The 26,049-nt window shown below is 31.2% G+C and carries 28 protein-coding genes; 8 read left to right on the top strand and 20 right to left on the bottom strand.

Annotated features, from left to right (window positions below):
* Nucleotides 1–268: 268 nt before the first annotated feature.
* The 16 genes from K8M07_RS07215 to K8M07_RS07140 all read right to left on the bottom strand — a co-directional run bounded on the left by K8M07_RS07215 (nt 269) and on the right by K8M07_RS07140 (nt 13,537).
* The gene (locus K8M07_RS07215; RefSeq protein ID WP_223377236.1) at nt 269–1,585 is read right to left on the bottom strand and encodes a CitMHS family transporter; all 1,317 of its coding nucleotides are present in this window, start codon (nt 1,583–1,585) and stop codon (nt 269–271) included.
* A gap of 280 nt (nt 1,586–1,865) precedes the next feature.
* Nucleotides 1,866–2,816: a triphosphoribosyl-dephospho-CoA synthase CitG gene (gene citG / locus K8M07_RS07210; protein ID WP_223377235.1), complete on the bottom strand. Its 951-nt coding sequence runs from the start codon at nt 2,814–2,816 to the stop codon at nt 1,866–1,868.
* A complete protein-coding gene (locus tag K8M07_RS07205; RefSeq protein ID WP_223377234.1) occupies nt 2,806–3,507 on the bottom strand; it encodes a GntR family transcriptional regulator in 702 nt (233 codons plus the stop codon). Before K8M07_RS07205 ends, citG begins: the two co-directional genes overlap by 11 nt.
* 1,313 nt (nt 3,508–4,820) lie before the next feature.
* Entirely contained in the window at nt 4,821–5,468 is a 648-nt protein-coding gene (locus K8M07_RS07200) for a 50S ribosomal protein L25 (RefSeq protein ID WP_223377233.1), read from the bottom strand.
* 101 nt (nt 5,469–5,569) lie between these two features.
* Nucleotides 5,570–5,830: a pro-sigmaK processing inhibitor BofA family protein gene (locus tag K8M07_RS07195; protein WP_223377232.1), complete on the bottom strand. Its 261-nt coding sequence runs from the start codon at nt 5,828–5,830 to the stop codon at nt 5,570–5,572.
* Between the two features lie 60 nt (nt 5,831–5,890).
* Complete coding sequence (locus K8M07_RS07190) at nt 5,891–6,163, bottom strand: DUF2508 family protein (protein WP_223377231.1); 273 nt, start codon at nt 6,161–6,163, stop codon at nt 5,891–5,893.
* A 58-nt stretch (nt 6,164–6,221) separates the two neighbouring features.
* Entirely contained in the window at nt 6,222–6,656 is a 435-nt protein-coding gene (locus tag K8M07_RS07185; protein WP_223377230.1) for a DUF134 domain-containing protein, read from the bottom strand.
* A gap of 19 nt (nt 6,657–6,675) precedes the next feature.
* Entirely contained in the window at nt 6,676–7,500 is an 825-nt protein-coding gene (locus K8M07_RS07180) for an Mrp/NBP35 family ATP-binding protein (RefSeq protein WP_223377229.1), read from the bottom strand.
* Between the two features lie 80 nt (nt 7,501–7,580).
* Entirely contained in the window at nt 7,581–7,814 is a 234-nt protein-coding gene (locus K8M07_RS07175; protein WP_223377228.1) for a thioredoxin family protein, read from the bottom strand.
* Nucleotides 7,815–7,827: 13 nt separating this feature from the next.
* Entirely contained in the window at nt 7,828–8,832 is a 1,005-nt protein-coding gene (locus K8M07_RS07170; protein ID WP_223377227.1) for a permease, read from the bottom strand.
* A gap of 122 nt (nt 8,833–8,954) precedes the next feature.
* On the bottom strand, nt 8,955–9,302 hold the full coding sequence (locus K8M07_RS07165) for an ArsR/SmtB family transcription factor (protein WP_223377226.1): 348 nt from the start codon (nt 9,300–9,302) through the stop codon (nt 8,955–8,957).
* 15 nt (nt 9,303–9,317) lie between these two features.
* A complete protein-coding gene (locus tag K8M07_RS07160; protein WP_223377225.1) occupies nt 9,318–10,256 on the bottom strand; it encodes a CobW family GTP-binding protein in 939 nt (312 codons plus the stop codon).
* A gap of 208 nt (nt 10,257–10,464) precedes the next feature.
* Nucleotides 10,465–11,880: a Na+/H+ antiporter NhaC gene (nhaC, locus tag K8M07_RS07155; RefSeq protein ID WP_223377224.1), complete on the bottom strand. Its 1,416-nt coding sequence runs from the start codon at nt 11,878–11,880 to the stop codon at nt 10,465–10,467.
* A gap of 459 nt (nt 11,881–12,339) precedes the next feature.
* Entirely contained in the window at nt 12,340–12,507 is a 168-nt protein-coding gene (locus K8M07_RS07150) for a hypothetical protein (protein WP_223377223.1), read from the bottom strand.
* A gap of 203 nt (nt 12,508–12,710) precedes the next feature.
* Nucleotides 12,711–13,205, bottom strand: a complete 495-nt coding sequence (locus K8M07_RS07145) for a hypothetical protein (RefSeq protein WP_223377222.1) — start codon at nt 13,203–13,205, stop codon at nt 12,711–12,713.
* The gene (locus tag K8M07_RS07140; protein WP_223377221.1) at nt 13,193–13,537 is read right to left on the bottom strand and encodes a YtrH family sporulation protein; all 345 of its coding nucleotides are present in this window, start codon (nt 13,535–13,537) and stop codon (nt 13,193–13,195) included. Before K8M07_RS07140 ends, K8M07_RS07145 begins: the two co-directional genes overlap by 13 nt.
* 123 nt (nt 13,538–13,660) lie before the next feature.
* Between K8M07_RS07140 and K8M07_RS07135 the strand changes: the two genes are divergently transcribed.
* The 6 genes from K8M07_RS07135 to K8M07_RS07110 all read left to right on the top strand — a co-directional run bounded on the left by K8M07_RS07135 (nt 13,661) and on the right by K8M07_RS07110 (nt 19,022).
* Nucleotides 13,661–14,557 carry a cation diffusion facilitator family transporter gene (locus tag K8M07_RS07135; RefSeq protein WP_223377220.1) on the top strand — a complete coding sequence of 299 codons (897 nt, stop codon included), beginning with the start codon at nt 13,661–13,663 and terminating at the stop codon, nt 14,555–14,557.
* Between the two features lie 258 nt (nt 14,558–14,815).
* The gene (locus K8M07_RS07130; RefSeq protein ID WP_223377219.1) at nt 14,816–15,076 is read left to right on the top strand and encodes a TM1266 family iron-only hydrogenase system putative regulator; all 261 of its coding nucleotides are present in this window, start codon (nt 14,816–14,818) and stop codon (nt 15,074–15,076) included.
* Nucleotides 15,073–16,122: a [FeFe] hydrogenase H-cluster radical SAM maturase HydE gene (hydE, locus tag K8M07_RS07125; RefSeq protein ID WP_223377218.1), complete on the top strand. Its 1,050-nt coding sequence runs from the start codon at nt 15,073–15,075 to the stop codon at nt 16,120–16,122. Before K8M07_RS07130 ends, hydE begins: the two co-directional genes overlap by 4 nt.
* Nucleotides 16,115–17,515: a [FeFe] hydrogenase H-cluster radical SAM maturase HydG gene (hydG, locus tag K8M07_RS07120; RefSeq protein ID WP_223377217.1), complete on the top strand. Its 1,401-nt coding sequence runs from the start codon at nt 16,115–16,117 to the stop codon at nt 17,513–17,515. The genes hydE and hydG overlap by 8 nt, the downstream gene beginning before the upstream one ends.
* A 10-nt stretch (nt 17,516–17,525) precedes the next feature.
* Nucleotides 17,526–18,722 (top strand): [FeFe] hydrogenase H-cluster maturation GTPase HydF, encoded by a 1,197-nt coding sequence (gene hydF, locus K8M07_RS07115; protein WP_223377216.1) that lies wholly within the window; start codon nt 17,526–17,528, stop codon nt 18,720–18,722.
* A gap of 87 nt (nt 18,723–18,809) precedes the next feature.
* Complete coding sequence (locus K8M07_RS07110; RefSeq protein WP_223377215.1) at nt 18,810–19,022, top strand: sulfurtransferase TusA family protein; 213 nt, start codon at nt 18,810–18,812, stop codon at nt 19,020–19,022.
* Here K8M07_RS07110 and K8M07_RS07105 read toward each other — a convergent pair.
* Nucleotides 19,019–19,915 (bottom strand): LysR family transcriptional regulator, encoded by an 897-nt coding sequence (locus K8M07_RS07105; RefSeq protein ID WP_223377214.1) that lies wholly within the window; start codon nt 19,913–19,915, stop codon nt 19,019–19,021. The two genes, K8M07_RS07110 and K8M07_RS07105, sit on opposite strands and share 4 nt — an antisense overlap.
* Before the next feature lie 168 nt (nt 19,916–20,083).
* Here K8M07_RS07105 and K8M07_RS12680 point away from each other — a divergent pair, with 168 nt between their 5' ends.
* Both K8M07_RS12680 and K8M07_RS12675 read left to right on the top strand, forming a co-directional pair.
* Nucleotides 20,084–20,731 carry a YeeE/YedE family protein gene (locus tag K8M07_RS12680; RefSeq protein ID WP_263282488.1) on the top strand — a complete coding sequence of 216 codons (648 nt, stop codon included), beginning with the start codon at nt 20,084–20,086 and terminating at the stop codon, nt 20,729–20,731.
* A gap of 22 nt (nt 20,732–20,753) precedes the next feature.
* The gene (locus K8M07_RS12675; RefSeq protein WP_263282487.1) at nt 20,754–21,287 is read left to right on the top strand and encodes a YeeE/YedE thiosulfate transporter family protein; all 534 of its coding nucleotides are present in this window, start codon (nt 20,754–20,756) and stop codon (nt 21,285–21,287) included.
* A gap of 46 nt (nt 21,288–21,333) precedes the next feature.
* Here the strand turns inward: K8M07_RS12675 and K8M07_RS07095 are convergent, their stop codons facing one another.
* The 3 genes from K8M07_RS07095 to K8M07_RS07085 all read right to left on the bottom strand — a co-directional run bounded on the left by K8M07_RS07095 (nt 21,334) and on the right by K8M07_RS07085 (nt 25,779).
* The gene (locus K8M07_RS07095) at nt 21,334–22,698 is read right to left on the bottom strand and encodes an APC family permease (RefSeq protein ID WP_223377213.1); all 1,365 of its coding nucleotides are present in this window, start codon (nt 22,696–22,698) and stop codon (nt 21,334–21,336) included.
* A gap of 12 nt (nt 22,699–22,710) precedes the next feature.
* Nucleotides 22,711–24,408, bottom strand: coding sequence for an FAD-dependent oxidoreductase (locus K8M07_RS07090; protein ID WP_223377212.1), 1,698 nt, complete (start codon nt 24,406–24,408; stop codon nt 22,711–22,713).
* A 90-nt stretch (nt 24,409–24,498) separates the two neighbouring features.
* Nucleotides 24,499–25,779: a YeeE/YedE family protein gene (locus K8M07_RS07085; RefSeq protein ID WP_223377211.1), complete on the bottom strand. Its 1,281-nt coding sequence runs from the start codon at nt 25,777–25,779 to the stop codon at nt 24,499–24,501.
* Nucleotides 25,780–26,049 lie beyond the last annotated feature (270 nt).

Here is a 26,049-nt window from a genome sequence, read left to right as displayed (position 1 = left end):
TATCTTTCTTCATCCTATCATAATTTATCCGTCGAAGAGAGTAATTTACATAATTACCTTGCTGACATTTTATATCTAGGGAATATCAGCTTTATTCCTTTCTTGTATACCTATTTTTCATCTAATGTGAAAATGGGCTGAAAAGTGATAACTTTTTTCAAAAAACAAGAAGCAATTTTAAGAATTTGCCCCTTGTTGAATAGTATTATTTCTTATTAAAATTTTATCAACTTTTTATTCTTTTAAATAAACGCATTTTTAAGAGACTTTATTTTATTAAAGGAATCGCTCCAGTAGCACCTGCTACTAGGATAAAGATAACAAAGATACCTAACGCCCATTTACCAGATTCTTTTTGCCATTCCCCCATATCCAAACCAGTTAGGTTTAATAATAGGTAAATGAAGGCAACTAGTGGACTTAATAGATGGAATGCTTGGCCTAATAATGAAGCGATACCTAGTTGTCGAGCTGTGAACCCATATTTAATCCCAGCTTCCGCCAAGACTGGCAATACTCCAAAGTAGAAAGCATCGTTTGATAGGAAAAAAGTTCCTGGAGCTGATAAAAGGGCAACAATAAGTCCCCAGAATCTGCCCCAACTTTCCGGGATGATACTGGTTAAACTGACAGCTAAAGAGTCGGCCATTCCTGTTCCTGTGAAAAGTCCCATAAAAATACCGGCACCTAATACTAGAATAACAACTTGAACAGCATCTCCTGCATTATCTTGAATACGTTGTTTTTGATCTTTTAATGAATCATAGTTGATTACTAAAGCTAAAGTGGTTCCTGCCAAGAATAAGAAAACGGATGGGAAAGTACCGAACACCAACATAATTACTAAAGCAATTGTCATAATGGCATTGATCCAAATTTTCTTTGGACGTCTTAAAGCTAATTCCTCAGGATCAGTTATGGTTATCAACTCTTTAATGTCTTTATTAGTCAAGGTTTGAATACCAATACGTTTTCTTTCTTTAACTCCCAAATAGTAGGCAACGAATAGCATGTAAATAACTGAGACAACCATTCCAGGTACCAAGCCCTGTAAAACAGCTTGTTCATTAAGATCCAAGACAGCAATGGCACGTGCAGTTGGCCCTCCCCAAGGAAGTAAGTTCATAATGGTATTCATTAAAATAACCAATACACCCAGATTCATCATTTTTAGATTCAATTTTTTATAAATAGGAATAAATGCAGTACATGTAATTAAAGTAGTTGTGGTTCCATCACCATTTAATGAGACTGCTGCTGCTACAATGGCTGTTCCAAGAAGTATCTTTACTGGATCTCCCTTTGCAAAACGGATCATTGCTGAAGTAACTGGATCAAATAACCCAGCATTTAACATAATTGCAAAGTAAAGAATTGCAAAAAATAACATAATCCCGGTAGTGGATACATCTTTTATTCCTTCTACAGCCATTTCACCAATGTTTGTAGGAAATATATCGAAGATTGCACCTAGACTTGCGAAAACTAATGGTACAAGAACCAAGGCAGAAAAAGGTGTTAATTTTTTTCTAATAACCAAAAACATAAAAACAATAACCATAAGATAAGCTAAGAATGTTGCCATAAACTTACACTCCTTTTTATTCTATTTGCTTTTATCAACTTTTATTATAAATAAACAAAACGTTTTCATCAGCAAAAAAACATCTAAAAAAAAAGAAACACAAAAAAAATAATGTGAGCACATTAAAAAACTTTCTTCCCTTTATTATGACCATAAATAAAGGAATAGTGATCCCTTCTTTAAAAGGGATCACTATTCCTTTGGAGGTTGAAAGCATCTTGCTCTTCTAGGATCAAACCTTTAACCTTCCCAAGTGCGACATTAGCCGCTTTCTTGTTTATCAGAAAATATTTTCTAATTTCCCCAAAAATACAGTAATACTCAATAAATCAGCACTTCCTCCGGGGCTGATATTCTCTGAAGTAAATAGACGGTTCATTTCCTCAATTCTTTGTATAGCATTTGCTTGACAAAGGCCACCATTATTAATAAAGTATTTAGCTTTGGTCTTTACTAATTGCAAGGCTTCTAATCCACCACGGTGACCCACGTTAGAATCTTCAATTGAAGACATCAGGAAAAGTAGAACTTCTAATAAACGGATGTTTAATAAAGTATTTTTATCCTGTGTTCGAATTAAAGGTAAAGTTCCTTTTTGAACACAGGGATATCCAGCTTCGGCTTCTCCTCGTACTCCAGTAAAACCATACTTCAAATATAACTTTTCTCCATTAGTCAAATTTTTCTTTTGATATATGTCTTGAAAATCATTATCCACTAGATTAAGAGTCATTTCTTTTATTATACCAAAAATTTTATCGGTTTCATTATCTTTTAAAATAGGAAATTCGTGGGATATACCTAAATATTTTTGCAAAAACAAGCCTGCGGCTGCTAAAAAGATACCCATTGAAAAAATAATTCCCTTATGGGTATTAATCCCTTTAGTTTCTTTAAACATTTGCTTTTCTAGTCTAATACCTATTGGACGAATGTGTTGAAATAACTTCTTTGGGGAATTCCCCCACCAAAGACCTGTTTTAGCGTATTGGTAAAATCCTTCATATAAACTGCTGGAACTATCCATAAAGGTAAAGATATTCATATCGGTGTGGGCTCCACTATTTACAGGATCCACCAAACCTGGTTTAGGGCATAAGACGGCTTCATAGAGAACCCCTTGCTGTGCATAAATAGACAGTTGATGTGCCCAATTATTTATTTTAGATTCTTTATCTTCTTTTATTGTTCTCTTTTCAGTAATATAGTCTTTCATTTGATTATTTAACATTTTGTTGTCTTTCCATTTCTTCCAATATAAATTTCTCTGAATATTCCAGGTGTTCCTTGGTAATCAAGCTTACTTGATCTTCATCTTTGTTGCATATAGCTCGATAAATCATCCAATGTTCATCCAAAGCTTTACGTCTACGATCTTCTTTTTTTAAAGAAATATCTCTAAAGCGCATGAGATATTCTCTTAATTTTGTGACAATGGAAGTCAATCGAGGCATTTGGCTAAACTCATAAATCATCTCGTTAAATTCAGAGAACAATTGAGTTATCTCATCTAAACTTTCATTTAGCCGATTGGCTTCCTCTGTTCTATTGAGCAAATTCTTCAACTCTTGAAATTGTTCGTCTGTCATAATATTCATGGCATTAACAGTGGCTAATGTATCTAAAGCTTTCCGAATCTGGTAGATCTCCTTTGCATCCTCTATGGATACCTTTTTTACAATTACCCCGTATCGTGGAATATACTCTACTAATCCTTCTTTTTCTAAGCGATGCAATGCATCCCTGATAGGAGTCCGACTAATATTCATCCGATCAGCATATTCCTTTTCATTTATTTTTTCTCCCACTGGTATCTGACCTTTAATGATTGTTTTTCTTATTCCTTCAAAAACAATTTCATTTAATGGTTTATATTGTTTCATATCTGTATGCCTTATGATTTCTGCTATATAATCATCCATATGCCGCCCTCTCTTTACACTTATTCTAACATATTGAAGGATATTTCTTTTTCCTTTACAATTAAATTGGTCATATAAATCACTCCTATTTATGTTCTTTAGTAATTACATTTTACAGTTTGATTTGTATGATGGGAAGATGTATTTTCCATCTTCCTTTTATTCTTTGATTAGTTATACCAATAATAATTTTACTCCAAGTTTTTAACAGAACAGCGTTAATTTAGTGTAGAGAAAAAGAGAATAGATCCATCCTAGTGGATAAAATATAATACAAATTAAAGACTGTATCTTTAATAATAAGCATTTTTAACACCAATATTAAAATTTAGTGGCAAACTCTGCCACTAGAATAGTAAGATATCAGGATTAGCTTCTATTGATACATTAATTATATTATATGACTTCCTTTTGTTATCGTAAAGCTTTACTATGTTATAGCGTACTGATATTCATCTTAACCTATTGAATACCCTAATCCTTTATATACACCTGTCTTATAACCTTCCTCAATAGCAATTAAGTTGTTGCTCCAGATATTTGTATATTTACCGGTAGAAGTTTGTCGAAGGGACTTGATTAGGGACTCTTGCATCTAAATATTTTTCTTTTATAATTCTTTTATCTTTTGTGCCATTACCATATCATATGCTTTTTTGGCCGTTTTCCCTATATAGAATAAGCTCAGCCATTTGAAATACACCTAGTTTTGGCCAATCTCGGTATCTTTTAATTCTTGATAAATATCTTTATTCGCTAGATGAGCTGTTGCAACTTTGATGTATTTATTTAGATAATAATTGTCTAGTACAAATCTCTACTTTTATTGCTTTTTTCTGCAGAACAACATAATCTTCCTAAGCTTCTATGTATAATACACGTACTTTTCTTTTTTCCTCTATCTTTAGCTTAGGTTCTTCAACTTTACTTTTATGTATTTTATTCATAATAGCTTGTTTACTAATTCTTCAATATATGCGCTTTCTCACTAATTTTATCATTCCTTACAATTTCTCAATCTTTTTTTGATATCATTTTTCCTTAGTTCCGCTTAGTTTAAGTATCAAATTAGCTAAGTCTTTTTTCTTTTATAAAATTCTTTATATTTTTTACACTAAATTCATTAAAGCGTTATATATCATCATATATGGAGATGTCATCCTTTCGTTAAGTTTTTGTTTTTGGCAACTTATATCTTAACAAGATGCATCTCCTTTTTAATTCACATGGAACTTTACTCCATATAATTCCTACAACAATTTTCCTTTAACATTAGGTAAGGATAATCCTACCTGCTCTTTCACAATTAAATATTATTCTTCTGATTCCTCTTCTTCTTCACCTACTACTGGAACTTCCTCTGCATCTATTGCTTCTTCTTCTAATTCTTCTTCCTCTTCTTCCTCAGCTGGAGATACTAGATTTGCAACTAATTCATCTGCTTCTCTAAGTACTGTTATATTTTCATCATTAAATATATCCAAATCGGACACATGAATTGGAGTATTAAAATCAATACCTGATACATCCACCTCAATTGTTTCAGGAATATCTTGAGGTAAACATTCGATTTCAATCTCATCTAATTGTTGCATTAATATTGAAGGTTGCGCTTGAATATATTCCCTACCTGTTAATACAATAGGAATAGTTAATTTAACAGTTTCATTCATATTAAGTTTTTGAAAATCTACATGTAAATATTGGTTTTTAAATGGATGCATTTGTACTTCTTTTATTAGTACAGGCTCAACCTTTCCTTCCAGATCTAAATCTATTAAGGTACTTGTTCCCGCAGTTTTATAAACTTTTTCAAAACTACCTTTATCAATTTGAATATTTTTGTTTTCTTCACCTTTGCTATACACAACTCCAGGTATTATGTCTTTTTGACGAAGTTTATCTACTTTATTCTTGCCCAATCCTGTTCTTTTTTCCACTTGTACTTTAATTGCTGCCATGGCAATTGCCTCCTTACAAAAAATTATTATACATTATATTTATATCAAATCTTAGAGTCATTTGCAAACAGAATAATAATTTTTTAGTATTTTAATTGTTATTATAGTATATATTGCAATAAAATCAATAAAATTACTCCTGGTATTCCAAATATACCAGCAATAACTGCAGTTAGTGGATTAATAACTATGCTAAAACCTATAAATCCACCAATAAAGTTTACAACTAATAATAAAATACCTCCTAAAACTCCATTTATCACTAATTTAATAATTAATTTTATAGGTATTACTAATAGCATACCTACTATATATAATAAGAATAACCCAAACAAAAAAGCTAATACAATGCCTATGTCCATTAGACTTTCCCCCTTTATTTAAAGTACTTATTATATAATAAGGGACATGTTATATAAATATTACTCATTATCCATTTTCTTTGCCTTTTTTAACAAATACATATATTTTATTTTTGAAGCCTTTAATTCATATATAGCATGATCTACTAAATCAGGATCTGTAACGTGTTCAAAATATTTTTCTTTCATTTTCCATTCATTATGAGCTTTATTTAAATTTTCTAGAACTTGCTGTTTCTCTGTCTTTTCATCCTTAAACTTATTCGATATTAAATTTATATATTTAATTATTCTTTTTGCCTTACCTCTATAATAACTTTTACCCTTATACATTGCAACACCCCCATATTTTTTATTTATATTTTTCCCAAAATATGGGGGATTATACCATTTATCTTTCACACCATTTATTGCATCTTCTATTTTTGTTGTTACAATGTATCTTGTTTGAATTGCACATAGGACATTCTTTTTTATCTTTTACATTTTTAATTCTATAAATTGTATTACAGGACTCACATTTTATTTCACAATAAGATGAAATAAAATTTCCTCCCTTAATGTTTATGGCCAACCCCTCTGTCAACGCTACAGCAACTTTATTTCTTGCATTATCTATTATATTTTGGAAGGTTTGTCTTGATACCTTCATCCTATCAGCGCATTCCTGTTGGGATAATCCTTCAATATCCTTTAATCTCATGGCTTCTAACTCTTCTATTTTCAGCTCCACTTCTTTTAATCTTCTTTTTTCCTTCCCTAATGGTACAAAACACGTTGTGTTAGGAAAAAAATCCACTCTTCTACATTTAGTTGGCCTTGCCATACTTACTCCTCCAATATGTCTACTTTAAAGCATTCACTAACTTATCGCCTATTTGTCCAAAAGTTTTATTTATTTCTTCGCTTAATTTTTGATTGCCTTCTTTTGGAATATTGGCTATATCCTTAATCATGGGTAATTCTCCCAAAAGTTCTAGCCCATGTTCTGTCAAGAATTCCGATGTGTTCTCTCCATCAAATATTTCAATTCTTTTGTTACAATCTGGGCACATTACATAGCTCATATTTTCAACTACTCCTAATACAGGAATATTTAATTTATTAACCATATTAATAGCTTTTGCTACTATCATGGATACTAAATCCTGAGGTATCGATACAATTACCAATCCTGATATTGGTATGGATTGCATAACAGTTAAAGCTACATCCCCAGTCCCTGGTGGCATATCTATTACTAAATAGTCTAATTCTCCCCATAAAACATCAGTCCAAAATTGTTGAACTACTCCTGATACTATTGGTCCTCTCCAAATTACAGGTTTTTCCTCTTCATCCATTAATAGATTTAAGGATATTATCTTTATACCATCATCAGTCACTACAGGTAATATTCCATTGTCATTAGCCATAGCTTTTTGATAATTAACTTGGAACAATCTTGGAATACTTGGCCCAGTAATATCTGCATCTAAAATCCCTACTTTATATCCTTTATCATTTAAGTCCTTAGCTATTAGAGCAGCGACAGTAGATTTTCCTACTCCACCCTTACCACTCATAACACCAATTATATTTTTAACATGATTATTCGGGTTGTTCTTTATTGTACATGTGTCTTGAGAATTACAATTATCTTTAGATGGACAACTATTGCAATCAGCCATTATTATTCATTCCTTTCTATATTATATTGGCATATGCCAATATAATTGTACCTTTATTTGATGTTGGTGTCAATATACGATTACTTAGTTAACATCTTCTTTATTTCTTTTACAGAAGGCACTTTGCCGACAGATTTTACTTCGTCATCTATTATTAACCCAGGAGTACTCATAATACCATATCCTACTATTTCTGCTAGATTATCTATCTTTAATATATTAGCTTGTAGGTCTAATTCATTTAAAGCTTTGTCTAAATTCTTTTCAAGCTTTCCACACTTAGAACAACCAGTCCCCAGTATCTTAATTATCAACTAAATCACCATCCTATTTTAATAAAAATGAAAATATGTTAAAGGAATATCCAATTATAATTATCCCTATTGTAACTATAGCTAAAAATACTCCTAACAATTTCTTTTTCACTACTTGACTTAACATTACCAATGATGGAAAGGATAATGTAGTTACACCCATCATAAAGGCTAATACCGTTCCCATTCCTACACCTTTAGCAATTAAAGCTTCAGCTATTGGAATAGTTCCAAATATATCTGCATATATTGGTACGCCTACCATAGTAGCTAATATTACTGCAAAAGGATTATTTTGACCTAATATATTCTCTATTACAGACTGAGGAATCCAATTATGAATTAATGCACCTACGCCAACACCTATTAGAATATACTTCCATACTCTATCGAAAATATCCTTGACCTGGTCTTTAGCGAAATTCACTCTATCTCTTGGAATCATCTCCTCAATATTTACGTCTGTATCTTTAACTCCATATACATAGTCCTTTATATATTTCTCCATTCCTAATTTATCTATTAAAATGCCCCCTATAACTGCTAGTATCAGTCCAACAATTACATAGGCTATAGCTATTTTCGCTCCAAAAAAGGACATCAGTAATAGTAAGGACGCTAAATCTACCATAGGTGATGATATTAAAAAGGAAAATGTTACTCCAACTGGTAACCCAGCTGATGTAAATCCTATAAAAATAGGAATGCTTGAACAACTACAAAAAGGAGTTATAGTTCCTAACAATGCTCCTAACATATTTCCTTTAATTCCTTTAAATCTACCTAGTATCTTTTTGGTCCTCTCTGGTGGGAAATAGCTTTGAATATATGATATAGCAAAAATCAATACTGATAAAAGTATAAAAATCTTTATAACATCATATATAAAAAAGTGAATACTGGTACCAATTCTAGTTTCTAAGGATAGGTTAAAAATCTCCTCCACTAAAATTCTAACTAAATTATAAAGCCATTTCATTTTAAACAATTGGTCATTTACCCAATTAAATATATTCATAAAATCACATCCAGTCCAATCAACTCACAATTATTTAGGCAAAGCTATAGGGTCTTATAGGATAACCCTGGGACATTTCTTATGGCTCACAACATAATAGCCACAAAAAATTGTCCCTGTAGTTACTTCTTCGCACTCATCAGCTCAATATATTTTTCTGCAGCTTTGCTCTTTTCTATATCTAACTTTAGAGTTGGATACTCTCCTATATTATTAACTATATTCTCAATTATGTTCTCAAACAATTTATCCTTTAAGTCTAAGGAATAACAAGTGTATTGTTCCTTTCTTTCATCTTTTACTAAGTCCATGTCTCTAAGCTTAGCCAAATGCTTTGATATATTGGGCTGAGATATGCCTGTGATACCACACATTTGGCATACACATAGCTCCCTATGGTATAAAAGCACCATTATTCTAAGCCTAGTTTCATCTGAAAGAATTTTAAAGAACCTTGTCAGTTTATCCATATTATCACCCCAATCCTATCTTAATTTCATAGTCTTACCTATTACTTCTTCCCAAGCACTAAATATTGGTCTTATTATCTGTGCTCCTATTTTAGATATTATTACTAACTCAGATGTTTCTTCTCCTTTATCTGTTGGTTTGTAATCTATAATATCTCCTACTACGTCCACCTGATTCCATCCATCTTCTAATTTGAAGAATCCCTTAATTCTATAACTATCGTCTTTGATCCTATTGATAAATTCTGTAAGTCCTTCTTTGGTTATATCTTTATCATAGGTTAAGGTCAATGATTTCGGCTTATTTTCTGGAGAATTTGTTGTTTCTTCGCTTTCTGCCCAATCATTTTTCATAAGATCTTTTTCAAGGAAGTCATAATCTATGTTTCCATTTATCGATTCAATAATATCCACCTTATCATTTATCTCCTTTATCTTCTCTATAACCTTTTTCTTCTTTTCATCATCTATTAAATCTACCTTAGAAATAATAGCTAGATGACAGAATTTAAGCTGTCTCCTTACAGTTTCTATGTCTTCCTCCAATTGACTTAAGAAATTAACTGCATCTACTATAGTGATTGCTCCACTATAATCGTAGGCATCACCTTTTGCAACTTTAACCGCTTCCAATATTTCTGCTATATTAGATGGATCCGCAAGACCTGAACTCTCTACAAATACATAGTCCATATCTCTGTCTGCTATTTCTGTTAGTGCAGATACAAACGAAAGCTGCAAACAGGAACAGAATATTGAACCTCTATTTAATTCAACTAGCTCCATCCCTTCTTTCTGAATTATAGTACCATCTATACCTACTTTGCCAAATTCATTCATTATAACTGCAACCTTTTTACCTTCTAAATCATCCTCTAATACCTTAGTTAAAAAGGTAGTCTTCCCTGCTCCTAGAAATCCTGTTAATAAATACAATTTTGCTTTATTTGCCATAGTATTTACCTCCTCACCATAAGTCTAATATTATATTCTTATATTCTTATATGCTTATATAGGTATGTAGAAATTATAACTTTTTAAAATTATTTTGTCAATAAATAAATATATTTTCAGATAGATTTTTGTTGCTATTAAAATGCAACAAAAAAGTCAAAAAGTCCTTTAAAAAGACTTTTTGACTTAAGTAGTTTCTCAATACAAATTAATCAGCCGTTGCTATTATCGTCTCTGGGTCATCTTCTATTTTTTCAATTACTAGCTTACTTCCCATAAAGGCCAATACAATTACTAATATAGGAGTTGAGTAGTTCATTATAGCCCACTTGCCATAAGATGTGGCTGATACCCCTAATACACTATACATAAACGCTCCACAGGTGTTCCATGGTATTAAAGGTGCAGTTATTGTTCCTGCAGATTCTAAAACATTGGACAGAGTTTTTGGATGTAGTCCTTTCTCTCTATATGTTTTTGCATACATTCTACCTGGAACAACAATTGATATATATTGTTCTGGCATTGTAATATTACTTGCAACACAAGTTGCAGTTGTAAGAGTAACAAGCCCTCCTACGCCTTTTATTCGTTTTAGTAAAGCGTTAACTATTACTTCTAATTGACCTGTTTTTTCCATTATACCACCAAACATCATTGCTATAATCGTAAGAGATATTGAATACATCATCCCTTCTAGACCGCCTGCTGTAAGAAGTTCATCTATAGTTGCTATTCCTGTTTCACTCACATATCCACTATAGCTTGCAGATAATATATTTCCTAAATTAGCACCTTGAAAAATAGGTGCAAAAATCATACCTAATATAACACCTACAAATATTCCAGGTATAGCTGGCATCTTTTTAGCTACTAAAATTATAACTATAATAGGCGGCAACAATAGCATTGGTGATATGTTAAAGCTTGCGTATAAACCACTTTGAATTTGTTCAATAGCAGAAAGGTCTACATTTTTTCCGCCAAACCTAAACCCTATTACTAGGAAAAATATTATAGTTATAATATAAGTGATTGAATTACTCTTAATCATATACTTAGCATGGGTAAATACATCTGTACCTGCCATAGCTGGTGCTAAGTTAGTTGTATCAGAAAGAGGAGATATCTTGTCCCCAAAGTATGCACCAGAAATAATGGCACCTGCTGCAATCGGTGCAGGAATATTTAATCCTTTAGCTACTCCCATTAAAGCAATACCAATGGTTCCTGCAGTTCCCCAAGATGTACCTGTTGCTATAGATGTAATAGAACAAATTAAAACTGTGGCTACTAAAAATATTGTTGGTGATATAATATTTAGACCATAATATATCATTGTAGGAACTACACCTGATAATAACCAAACACCAATTAGAACGCCTATAATTGCTAGAATTATAACTGATTGAAGCGCTTGAATGATTCCATTAATCATTCCCTGTTCTATATCCTGCCACTTATATCCAAGTCTAATTGCCATCAATGCTACAAATGCTGTTCCAATTAACATAGGAATATGTGGATCTGAACCAAATCCAACAATACCTACTCCCATTATTACTATTAGAAACAGAAATGAAATAATCGCTTCATAGATATAAGGTTTGCGTGGACTTTCCATATAATATCCTCCTTTTTGTATTTTCAATTAAATTTGATTATTAGGTTATAATGTTAAGTTAAATTCCAATATCAACGCTAATGACCAAATATTATAAATATAACTTTAAATATATTAATACTTAATGAGAAGATTCCTATTAAATAATGTTTTGTCAATATTCTTGATATTTAAAATGTTTTTAAACAACAAGATTATATGGTTTTTCTAAGAATAAATGAAAAATACTTTGTTTATAGTAAAAAATTTTGCAGCCTCAGTTATATTGAAATCGTTTACCTTATAAAGAGATACTCTTCTATTAAGTTTTTATTTGTCTTGTAATTACATGATTTCCTACCTTATAGTTTTTAAATATTCTGACATTTATTAGTCTGCTCGAATGCCGAGAAGCATTGGATCGATATTCATTTACACTCATATAGTAACCTTTTAGAAAAATTTTGTCAATATCTTATATTATTTCATCACAATTAATCCATCTGCATATATCTTTTTAATCCATAAGAATTTAACCATTTTCATGGTGAACTCATCATCTTTAGCTCTAAGTTCAGGTGAAAGATATACTTTAATATTTTCAACATCATATATATCAAAAGAAAACTTATTATCTGGTATTCCCATCTCAACTGATGGTTCATAGGATACTTGTCAACCAGATCCAATTTGTCTGATTCCTATGGTTATAGTGTTATCATTAGATTCTTTTTGTATATATTCCTTTGCTTTAGGATCTATATTAATCTTCATTAAAATTCCTCCTTGCTGTTTTCTTCTATTATACCATACAGGGGTATTTATTTAAAATATCAATAGCATCATATACATCATTCAGTAAATTTTTCATCTACTAACCCAACTTCTATCCACAATTTCAATGTTTCTGTAAGCACTAGCTTATTAACTAATAATTTATATTCTTTTCCTTCTAATCTAAAAATCCTTTGATCCACTACTTCAATAACCAAATCTGGATCTATTGTATTTACTTCCTTACCCAGTAGGTTAGTATACTTCTCCTTTATAACCTTTTCTATTTCAATTTTATCTATTTTATCTTCTATATCTTTACTTTTAAAATCAACAATTACCTGAATGTCCTCTAGCACAAAATTCATCGTATTAATTGACTCTTCCAATTTTTCTAGCTTAGCATCCTTCTCATTTATAACATACTCAAGCTGTGCAATATTTTCATATAGTGTGTCCATCTTATAACTAATAATAGTAGTCATTATTACACCACCCAATAATATCCCAGCTATTACACCAACTATAAAACATGAGTTAAAGTTATAATTCTTCTTTTTTATCTTCCCCATATTTGTCCACACCTTTGTATTACCCTAATAAATGTATACCCAAAGTTTGCTCCTAATAGAGCAGCTAATACATATAAAGCCTGTTTTATCAAAGCTTTAAAATCTCCAGCAAATAATCCTTTATCTATTACATCAAAGGAAGAAAAGGTTCCTCCAAGAGCAACTGCTACAGCCCAAATTTTAGTAGATCTAGCTATGTCAATCATGGCTTTCATAGGTGGATTATCAGTTATTATAGCTCCTATTCCATTAAACACACTGGCACCAATTACTACTCCAAAGGCAATTAAAAAATTATGTATTACATTTGTATAAAAAGAAGACAATTCCATCACCGTACCCTTTCTTTTAAAATAAGATATGATGTGGATACTTGTCCTTATGTATTTTAAAATTAATTTCAAATGGGTACTATATTAATATAAATAACTTATTATAGAAAGAAGGATGAAACAATGCCACACAATCACAGCAATAATCACCACAACTACAACAATCAAGGAAATATTAGAGCAGCATTTTTATTGAACTTAAGCTTTACAATATTTGAAATTATAGGTGGCTTTTGGACAAATAGTATGGCTATTCTATCAGATGCTTTACATGACCTTGGAGATTCGTTGTCCTTAGGTATCTCTTGGTCTCTAGAGAGATATTCCAAGAAAGGACCTGATAAAAGATTTTCCTATGGATATGCTCGCTTCTCATTATTAGGTGCATTGATTAATAGTCTAATATTAATAAGTGGTTCTGCAATTGTTTTAGTAAGAGCAATTCCAAGAATATTAAATCCTCAAAGTATTAATTCTAGCGGAATGCTTATATTTGCTATTATAGGAATAATAGTAAATGGTGTAGCTGCTTTGAAATTAAGAAAAGGCACATCATTTAATGAAAAAGTTGTTTCATGGCATCTAATAGAAGACATATTAGGATGGTTAGCCATATTAATTGCTAGTATTATACTCATGTTTGTAAACATCCCAGTAATTGATCCTATTTTATCAGTTTTAATTACAGCTTATATACTATATAATGTTATAATAACCTTAAAGCAAATATTAAATATACTCTTACAAGGAGTACCCAAAAATTTACCAATTGATGAAATTGAAAAACAAATAGTAGAAAAAACCAACGCGCTTTCAGTACATCATACCCATATTTGGTCTCTAGAAGGTGAAAAAAATCTATTGAGCACACATATAGTGGTGGAAGATAACATTAAACTAGATGATATCATTAAGCTAAAACAAGAAATAAGAAAATTGATGAATAAAAAAGGAATACAACATGTCACTGTTGAAGTTGAATTTAACAGCGAAGATTGTGATAACTATTTTGATTATTGATTGGATGATATCGAATTGTAGGTTTTCTTAGCTTATTTAGTAATTTATTACAAAATTTTCTTGACATCTTTGCCTATTATTGTTAAAATATTATCAAATATAATATCTGGAAGCATTGAGGTAGCCCTTAATATTTTCAGATCACAATGTACCTAATACCTGACAAGATTAGAATTTTCTAACTTGAAAGGGAATTAGTATTTTCAACATACTTAACTTCCTTTCAAAGGAAGTTTTTTGTTTAAAGGGGGGAGATTTTTGAAAAAAAGAATCGCCATAATAAGTGCAATATTAGAAGAACCAAAAAATTCACAATATGAATTTAACAAAATAGTATCTGATTACAAAAATATAATAAAAGGACGAATGGGAATACCTTTTCAGGAAGAAGAGATTTCTGTTATATCTATAACTGTTGTAGGAACATTGGATGAAATAAATAGCTTAACAGGAAAGTTGGGTAATTTACGTAACTGCATTGTCAAAACTTCTATATCTAAAAAGGAACTGGAAATATGAAAAAACTACTCAAAAAATTATACTATGAAAATAATTTGTCAAAAAAAGAATTATTGTATCTACTTAACAACCTACACCAAAAAAACAGAAAATATTTATATGAACTAGCTTGCAAAACTACCCAGAAGACCTATGGAAATAGAATATTTGTAAGGGGACTTTTAGAATTTACTAATTACTGCAAAAACAATTGCAAATATTGCGGGTTAAGAAGAGATAACAAGAAAGTGAAAAGATATAGGTTGTCTAAAAAAGAAATTCTTATATCCGTAGAAAAAGGTTATAGAATAGGGTATAAAACCGTTGTCCTTCAAGGAGGAGAGGATTCTTATTATAGCGATAAGATCCTAGAAGAGATAATAAAAGAAATAAAATACAAATTCAAAGATATAGCAATAACCCTTTCTATAGGTGAAAGAAGTAAAGTAAGTTATAAAAATCTATTTAATGCAGGAGCAGATAGATTTCTCTTAAGGCATGAGACAGCTTCTTATGAAATGTATGAGGCTTTACATCCAGAAATGACATTAAGTCACAGAATTAATTGTTTACTTAATTTAAAAAAAGTTGGCTATCAATCTGGAGCAGGATTTATAGTTGGATTGCCAGGTGAAAATAATGAAACTTTATCAAATAACCTGTTATTTCTTAAAAAATTAGATCCATCTATGGTTGGGATAGGTCCACTTATTCCCCATCCTGATACTCCTCTTAATAAATTAAAAAATGGTTCAATAGAAACTACATTGACAATGCTTGCTTTAACAAGACTTTTATTACCTTATGCTCTCATTCCCGCAACTACTGCTCTAAATACTCTATGCAGTGAGGGACTAGAAAAAGGAATATTAGCTGGTGCAAATGTAGTGATGTTAAATCTTTCACCTGTAGAAGTAAGAGAAAAATATGAAATATATAAGAACAAAGAAACAACAGATATTCACGAATTGGATCTAATTAAAAGAAAAGCAGAAAAAGTAAATTTTCATGTAGATATGAGCAGAGGAGATTATATAAATTATAATGGGAGGAATGAAAATGTATAAAGAAGACTTTATTAATGATGATGAAATATTTAGTTTGTTGGAAAAAGGGAAAAATGCAAACAGAAGTGAGATTAGAAAGATAATTGCAAAATCATTGGATAAAAAACGTTTAGAACCCATAGAAACTGCAAAGCTTCTCCAAGTTGAAGATGAAAATCTACTAGAAGAAATATTTTCTGCAGCAAGAAAGCTAAAAGATGAAATATACGGGAATAGGATTGTATTCTTTGCTCCCCTTTATATAGGAAACAAATGTATTAATAACTGTCTATATTGTGGCTTTAGAAGGGATAATAAAGGAATAGTTCGTAAAACTTTGACTCCTGAAGAACTTGAGGAACAGGTAAAAATTCTAGAAAGTAACGGTCATAAAAGATTGATTCTTGTATATGGAGAGCACCCATGCTACGATGCCAACTACATTGCTGAAACCATGCGTATTGTTTACAACACTAAAAACGGTAATGGAGAAATAAGAAGAGTTAACATAAATGCCGCTCCTCTAGATGTAGAAGATTATAAAATATTAAAAGAAGCAGGGATTGGTACTTTTCAAATATTCCAAGAAACATATCACCATGAGACATATAGAAAACTTCATCCAGCAGGAGATAGAAAAGGTGATTATTCATGGAGATTGTATGGACTAGACAGAGCCATGAAAGGTGGAATAGATGATGTAGGTATAGGTGCTCTATTTGGCCTATTTGAATGGAAATATGAAATAATGGGACTTCTATTGCATGCAATACACCTAGAAAAAACCTTTGGAGTAGGTCCTCACACTATTTCCTGTCCAAGAATTGAACCCGCTCTAGACACAGAATTCTATGATCAAAGTAAATATAAGGTTTCCGATGATGATTTCAAAAAACTAGTAGCTATAATTCGTCTTTCTGTTCCATATACAGGATTAATACTTACAGCTAGAGAAACCCCTGAAATTAGGAGTGAAACCATTCCTCTTGGAGTATCACAAATTGATGCAGGCTCAAAAATAGGCATTGGAGGATATACAAAAGACGACTATATTCCAGATAAAGAACAATTCCACCTTGGGGATAATCGTTCTCTTGACAGTGTTATCAATGAAATGTGCGAATTTGGATATATAACCTCTTTCTGTACTGGTTGTTATAGAAGTGGAAGAACCGGAGAGAGATTTATGAGCATGGCAAAACCAGGAATTATACAAAATTATTGTATACCAAATGCAATACTTACCTTTAAGGAATATCTTTTGGACTATGCAACTGATGAAACTAGAAAATCTGGTGAAAAAGTAATTGAAAAAGAACTTGAAATGGTAGAAAAAAACGATCCTGAAAGAAGAAAACTTATTGAAAGTAAGTTAAAGTTAATAGAAGAAGGACAAAGGGATATCTACCTATAAGGGTGAGATTATGAACACTACTCCAAATTCAAATAGAACAATAATAACTATATATGGGAAAAGAAATGTAGGAAAATCCTCTCTACTAAATGCTATTACAGATCAAGAAGTATCAATAGTCAGTGATACTAAAGGCACTACTACAGATCCTGTAAAAAAATCTATGGAATTAATTCCTGTTGGCCCTGTACTCTTCATTGATACAGCAGGACTTGACGATGAAGGTAGTTTAGGTAGCTTGAGGATTAATAAAAGTTTAGAAACTACGAGAAGAACCAATATAGCTTTATATGTAATGGATATAGATGATATTGATAATGTAACCCTAGTTAATATGAAAAATAATTTTGAAAGATATAATATACCATATATTCTTGTTATAAATAAAATTGACAAGGCAAGTAACGAATATATAAATACAGTTAAAGAAAAATATAATGAAGCTATCTTTGTTTCTTCTTTAAAAGGTATAAATATTGACATGCTCAAAGATAAACTTATCGATAAAATTAAAGATATTAAAGAAGATCCACATCTTATAGGGGATTTAGTCCCCTATAATGGTAAAGTAGTCCTTGTGATACCAATAGACAAGGAAGCACCAAAAGGCAGGCTCATCCTACCTCAAGTACAGGTAATTAGGGAATGTCTTGATCATGGGATTAAATGTTATGTGATGAGAGATACAGAACTTGAAAGTGGACTTAAAGATATTAGTAATGTTAACCTAGTAATTACTGATTCACAAATATTTAAAAAGGTTGATAAGATTGTACCAGATAATATAAACTTAACCTCTTTTTCCATCCTATTTGCAAGACAAAAGGGAGAACTAGATAAATTCATAGAGGGGTTAAATGTAATTTCACGCCTACCTAATAATTCAAATATACTCATAGCCGAAAACTGTACCCACAATACAAGCCATGAGGATATAGGTAGAGTTAAAATCCCAAAATTACTTGAAACAAAATCAGGAAAAAATTTTAATTTTTACTTTAAAACCGGATATAATTTTAGTGAAAATTTAAGTAATTATGATCTCGTTATACACTGTGGAGGATGTATGGTTAATAGAAAGGAAATTGAAAGTAGAATCACAATATGCGAAGATCAAAATACACCTATAACTAATTATGGAATACTATTAGCATATTTAAACGGTATACTAGATAGAGCTGCAAAGATATTTATTAACAAGGGATAGAAATCCCTTGTTAATTTTTGTTTCAAATCTATTTTTTATGATATAATCGTGTATATAATTATTTAATTTATTAAGGTGGTTATCTTTATGAAAAAAGTAGATTGTCTTGGGGACATGTGTCCTATCCCAATTATAAAAACTCGAAGAGCATTAAAATCAGTAAGTTCAGCTGATACTATAAAGGTTATAACCGATCATAGTTGCGTATTAGAGGCTATTATAAACAATTTTAAAAAATACAAGATAACGCATGAAGAAGTAATCAACGGTGTTTGGGAAATTTTTATAACCAAACCCTAACATAGACTTTTCTTAGCGACTTTTTTAAAATATTTAATGAATTCACTAAGTGCTCTGTTATTGTTTGCATTTTTATTATATATTAGATACATGTCATATTCTACTGAATAGTTCTTAATATTTATTAGTTTTAATTGTTCATTATATAACTCTTTTTTTATAGATGTATAAGGCAAAAACGCTATGCCAAATTCATTTACCACTGATGATTTTACTGATTCTACCGAGTCACTATTATATAATATTTCCAAATCCTTTATTTCAAGTCCTATATCTTTCATTTTATTTGTGATGGCCCCTATAACATGAGTCTTATCATTTAGCAAAATAAACGGATGTTTTATTAAATCCTTAAAATCGATTTCATCTGGTATCTCATAATTAGATGAAGAAACTAACACTATTTTATCCATCCCAATTTTGTAATATGATAGATCTTGGTTTTTTGGCTTACTATATATAACTCCAAGGTCACATATATTATTCATTACATTCTCTTCAATAATATCCGATTCATTTGGATTCAATTCATAATTATATTTAGAAAACTTATCTTTGATTATATACATAACACATGGTAAAGAATAAGTTGCTATTGACCAACAAGCTTCAATTTTAATATTCTTCATATTCTCATTAGTTGATTGTAAATGTTCTATCATCGTATCATAAGTCCTTACTATATTATCAGCATATTTTAGGACAATCATACCCTTTTCAGTTAATTCGACACCCTTATTGCTTCTATCTAGTAATTTACACCCTAATATTTCTTCTAATTTTGAAATCTGTTGACTTAATGCTGATTGAGATATATGAGTATTTTTAGCTACTTTTGAAATGCTTCCTGCTGTAGCAACTTTATAAAAATAATCTAGGTATTCTATATGCATATACTGTTCAGCTCCTCATACTACAAGTATTATTATATTATATCATTAATTAACTATATTATTATAGTAATGTGCAATGTACTATGATATATACCCAAGATAAAAAAGTAATAAGCAAATATGGTATAATATTTATATGGATAACTATAACTAAATGAGGTGTATTCTATGAGTAATAATATAAATAAAATAAAAAATCAAATACCTATTGGTATATTCGTTTTTATATTCATTATAGCTTTTAGTGTATTTTTATATTCTATGTCGAGTACACTTAGTTTTTTCTGGATTACTGGTATTGTTTTTGGTTTTATCCTGCAGAGATCAAGATTTTGTTTTGCTTCATCCATAAGAGACCCTTATTTAATTGGAAGCACATCGTTAACTAAAGCTGTACTTATAGCACTTGCTATAACAACTGTTGGTTTTACTTCAATTAAATATGGAGCATATATTAATGGCCAAACAATTCCAGGTCAAGATTCCATATCTCCTGTAAGCTTTGCAACTATAATAGGAGGTACTCTTTTTGGTATTGGAATGGTTTTAGCAGGTGGTTGCGCTTCAGGTGTCCTAATGAGAACTGGAGAAGGTTTTCAAACGCAAATGGTAGCTCTTATCTTCTTCATCATTGGTTCATTATGGGGAGCACATGACTTTGGATGGTGGCATGAAAAATTTATTTCTCATGCTAATCCAATATTTCTTCCAGATATTTTTGGTTGGCTTGGTGCTTTGACGATCCAATTATTATTTATCGCTTTTCTTTTTATTATTGCTGATAAATGGGAGTCAAAGAAAAGTGGAGATTACTAAACGCTAAACAGGAGGTGCAAACTTGAACTTAAACAATAACAAATTTTATATTAAATGGTTTAAAAATTCTTGGTCATATGTTACTGGGGCAGTTCTGTTATCGCTATTTCAAATTGTAACTCTTGCAGCGACTGGAGAACCTTGGATGATAACTTCTGCATTAACAAATTGTGGTGCATGGGTATTCCAGGCTTTTGGAGGGGATGTATCAAACTGGTATTATTTTGTTTCAGAGGGTAGTTTATCATCCCTAGAATCAGGTTTTTTAAAAGCCCCTAGATCCATCAGAAATTTAGGAATAATTATAGGTGCCTTATTGTCCACATTAATTGCTTCTCAATTTAAGTTTCGGAAAACAAAGTCAAAAAAACAACTAATATTAGCTGCTGTAGGTGGGTTATTGATGGGGTATGGTTCTAGAATAGCTTCAGGATGTAATATTGGTTCTCTATATAGTGGTATAGCTTCACTTTCACTATCTGGCTGGGTATTTGCACTTTTTGTTTTTATGGGTGCCATTATTGGTAGTAAAATAATAGTTAAATATTTAATATAATATTTTATTTCCTACATGGAAAAGAATCCAATAAAAAATACTAATCCTATTTTTCCTGGATTCTTTCATTTTTTCTATGCATATTCAATTGCCTTGCATTTATACAGTATTTTCTGTAATAGAAAAATCCTGCAACTATCCATAAGATCACAAAGAGTATAGAAGGTATGCTCAACCTACCTGGAGACCAGGGTATAACCAATAAACCAATAAATGCAATGCTAATAAAACTTCCTATTGATGAAAGATACTTTTCTCTCCTATTTTTTACAATTTTAGAACTAATATAACATACGTAGAAATATGCTAATGCTGCTAATAGCGATGACATATCTACAATATATATAATTACTTCTCGTCCAAACCATGGAGCAATTAAACTTATAATAGCAACAAATTTTATTCCTTTTTCAAATACTCCTACTTTATTTCGTTCCTTATATTTTGAAGGGAATAGTCCATAATTTGATAATGCACCAATTAATTTGCTACTACTTAGCATAAAGCCATTAATTCCTCCTGTTACAGCTGCTGCTAAAGCAATAATCAATAATAAAAACCCAAATAAACCGATTTTGTTCAAAATAGCTGAGCCAAGGGCCCATTCCTGCTGCAAAGCTGCTCCAGGTGTATATATCAACGAAGTTATGACATTAAGGATATTATAAACCAATACCCCTGCAAATATAGATATTACTGCCATTTTAGTTGCTTTTTCTGGTTTGAAATTTAGCTCTGTTACTACTTGTGGAATTACATCAAATCCGACAAAAAGAAATGGAATGATTGCTACTATTTTTGATATTTCACCCATGTTAAAATCATAATTCAATATATAGTTCTCAACGAACAACGTTTTATCTGTTATGAATAACATTGCTATAAACAGTATTATTACATTTACGACTAAAAGTAACACCATGCCATTTTGAACTCGAGAACTTGCTCGAATTCCTTTAATATTAACATATGCAAATAAAATAATGATAAAGCTTGCAATTAAAACCTCTGACAAATATACTGGATAATCTGCAATATCATATAGATATAGCATTTCTATACTAGAACCAAATAACCTTTTAATTACTAGAACAAAAGCTGTCGCATTCAATGGCACTATGCTTAAATAACATAATATTAAACTCCATCCAACTATAAAACCGTGGATTTTACCCATGTTTTGATATGTGTATGAAAACTCTCCACCATCTTCTGCATGTGCTTGCATCATAATATGATAGCCTTTTTGAATAAATGTAACTGCCATTCCTCCGACTATTAATCCAATGGCTGTATTTATTACGCCAGACTCATGGAGAAATTTAGTACCGGGCAGGGTAAAGGAACCCCACCCTATGATTGATCCTAGTACTAAACTCAATATATCTAATCTATTTAATTTACCATTCATATTATCAACCAATTACTTAAAATTATATGCAGTTACTATTTTATCTCTTCCAGTTACCTGATCATTAAAATATTCATAGCAGCAAATTCCTAAATATGAACCAGAGATATTATATAGATTATCATATCCCATGTTTTGTAAAGCCATAACTGCATTATAGCTTCTTTGACTTGAACGGCAGTGTAAATATACAGGTACATCTTTAGGAATTTCATTAGTTCTTTGTCTCAATTCACTTAATGGAATATTAATAGAATTAATTAGGTGGCCTTCTTCGTATTCAGCCTTTTCTCTCACATCTATAATAAATGCATCATCTTCTACTAATTCTCTTACCTTAGTTACAGGAACCTGTTTGAAAAATCCATTTAATAAATTCAATCCTACTAATGCTGCATGATTTACAACATCCTTCGCTGTTCCAAACATTGGAGAGTAACATAATTCTAATTCCTTCAAATCCTCCAAAGTACCATCCATCATGATTAATGTAGCTATAACGTCTATTCTCTTATCTACATTTCCTTTGCCTATTGCCTGAGCTCCTAATATCTTTCCTGTAGGAACTTCGTATACTAATTTGAAATGCAATGGATTGCTTTCCGGCATTAATCCGACCTTGTCTCCTGGTATTATATACACGAAACCATAGTCTATATCAGCTGCCTTTGCTGCCTTCTCATTGAGTCCTGTGGAAGCAGCATTTAAATCAAATACCTTAACAACTGAAGATCCTATTACTCCTGTGTTTCTATGACAAACATTATTAATATGGTCTGCTACAGCTCTTGCTTGTCTTTGTGCAGGTCCAGCAAGTGCAAGTCTTGATCTCTTATGTGTTAATCTATTGTAAACCTCTATAGCATCTCCAACTGCGTATATATCTCTATCATTAGTTAAATAGTTATGGTCTACCTTTATACCACCTGTCTCACCTATTTCAAGTCCAGCTTCCTTTGCTAATGTAGTTTCTGGTCTAACACCTATTGCCATAACTACCGCTTCCGCATCAACCTTCTTTCCTGATTGTAACTCTATCGAATCTTCATTTAGCTTTTGTACTCCATCGCTTACAATCAGATTTACTCCTTTATCTATTAATTCTTTATGAAGAATTTGAGCCATATCATAATCAAATGGTGCCATTACCTGATTTAAAGCTTCCACTAAGGTTACTTCAACGCCTGCTAATCTTAAATTTTCAGCTACTTCGATTCCTATAAAGCCTCCACCTATTACAGCAACTTTTTTTACCTTATTATTTTTAATATAATTACTAAAATTCTCTATATCTACTACATTTCGAACAGTAAATACATTTGGATTATTTATTCCCGGAATACTGCCAGGGCGAATTGGATTGGCTCCTGGAGAAAGAATTAATTTATCATAAGATTCCTCATATTCTTTTCCTGTTGTTAAGTCTTTAACTATGATAGTCTTTTCCTTTCGATTGATTTTAGTAACTTCACTATTAACTCTAGCTTCTATATTATACTGTGATTTGAATTTCTCAGGGGCCATTAAAACCAATGAATCAGAATCTTCTACAATTCCACTTAAGTGGAAAGGTAGTGAACAGTTAGAAAAAGATACATGAGGTCCTTTCTCAAACATGATAATCTCTGCAGATTCATCTAATCTCCTTGCTCTAGCAGCAACAGAAGCTCCTCCTGCTACTCCTCCTATGACTAAAATCTTCTTATCCATAATAAATTTTCCTCCCTTTGTTTTTGATCTTATATTTTATTGCAAAACTATAATAGCTTTCATCAATGTTACATCTTAAATTTTTATCTTTTATCCTACTTTTTTAGCAAAGGTATTACCTGCAATACCCCCTACTACCATAAAGATTAAGAATATCCAGCCGGATAACGAGAAATTTGCAATAGGCGTATATAATGCTCCTACATTACAACCATTAGCTAAACGAGTTCCTAATCCCATAGTAATGCCACCAAGAGCAAATAATAATACTTCTTTTTTGGTTATATGCATCTCTGACATAAAAGTTTCTCTAAATTTACCAGCAGTTAATAGGTAAATAGCTGTTCCAATTATGATACCGAAATTTTGCACCGAAACTGCATGTTCAAAAAATGGCACAGTAAAGAATTCAGCTGTCTGGTTGGTAAATGAAGCAAGAGATTCAGATGAAACCCCAAAGATCATTAACAATTTACCAAACCACATACCATAAGGAGTAGAAGCACCCCAACCAGCACCGGTAACCCCCATCAAGAGAGCAAATATTAAACTAATAACTACGGCTCCCTGTTTTAAAGTCCATGGTTTGACAAAAAAACGATTATAAGTTTCAACACCGAAAAGATTAAATTCTTTAGTATCAAATGTTTCATTTAAATTTTGTTGTTCTTCCATGGGGTGGCCTATATAGGTACTGTTGTTTTTACGGCATTTTTCATAAAGGTAAGATAAAGAAACTACTAAACTACAAAATAATGCAATTAATATAAGTGCACCTAGGTAGCCTCCTAAACCATCTCCCTTAAATAAATCTGGTAGAAACACACCTCCAGACATTTGTTCTCCAACTGATGTAGAAAACCAAGAGTTAGTAACCCATTTTGCAGTTTTTTGAACAGGGAATCCAAGAAATACTCCTAAGCTGAAAAATATCAAAGTAATAAAAGCCCTAGGTAAACCTGTAATTAAATCAGTAAGCACTCCACTTGCACAGCACGAAGAAAAGGACATCCCAAATCCAAATAATGTTGCTCCTAAAATTAACCCTAAATTGATAGGATTTATCCAAAGATTATAATTGCTAGGGTCACTGTTGAATACGAAAGCAGTTGTTATTAAAGTAGAAATAAAAAACATAAACATTAATGTCCTCATTAATTTAGTTGAACCAGTATTATATGCACGATTAACACTGCCTGCAAATCCTGTGTAAGCTCTCGTCAACACATAACCAAGTCCTACACCAATTAAAAGCCTAAAAAACAACATATCTGTTTTTAGCAGCGCTTTCCCTAAAATTAACACCAATAAAACACCTATAAATCCTATAATCATTTCTGTTTTATTAACTTTTATTTTTGCCTTTTCCATTTTGACCTCCCTTTTATTATAAGTTTCTTAATACTATTAACTATGTTTATTATAAAACAAACAATCACCATTCCGTGATTACTCTTACTTATACAGCATTAAAGTTTTGAATAGCTTGATATTTATTTACTATCTGAATTGAAATTAAAAATAGTTTTAGGTATTAAATAAGGGGCTGTTTCATAACTTATAAATAAGTTATGAAACGCCTCTTTTTCTATATTCTAGTTGTCAACTATATTTCATAAATTTCTATAAAATGAAATATAG

The organism is Schnuerera sp. xch1, from assembly GCF_019931165.1.
Lineage (GTDB): Bacteria > Bacillota > Clostridia > Tissierellales > Tepidimicrobiaceae > JAIOUP01.
Note: the sequence above shows the minus strand (reverse complement) of the source record. Positions and strands in the feature narration are given on the sequence as shown.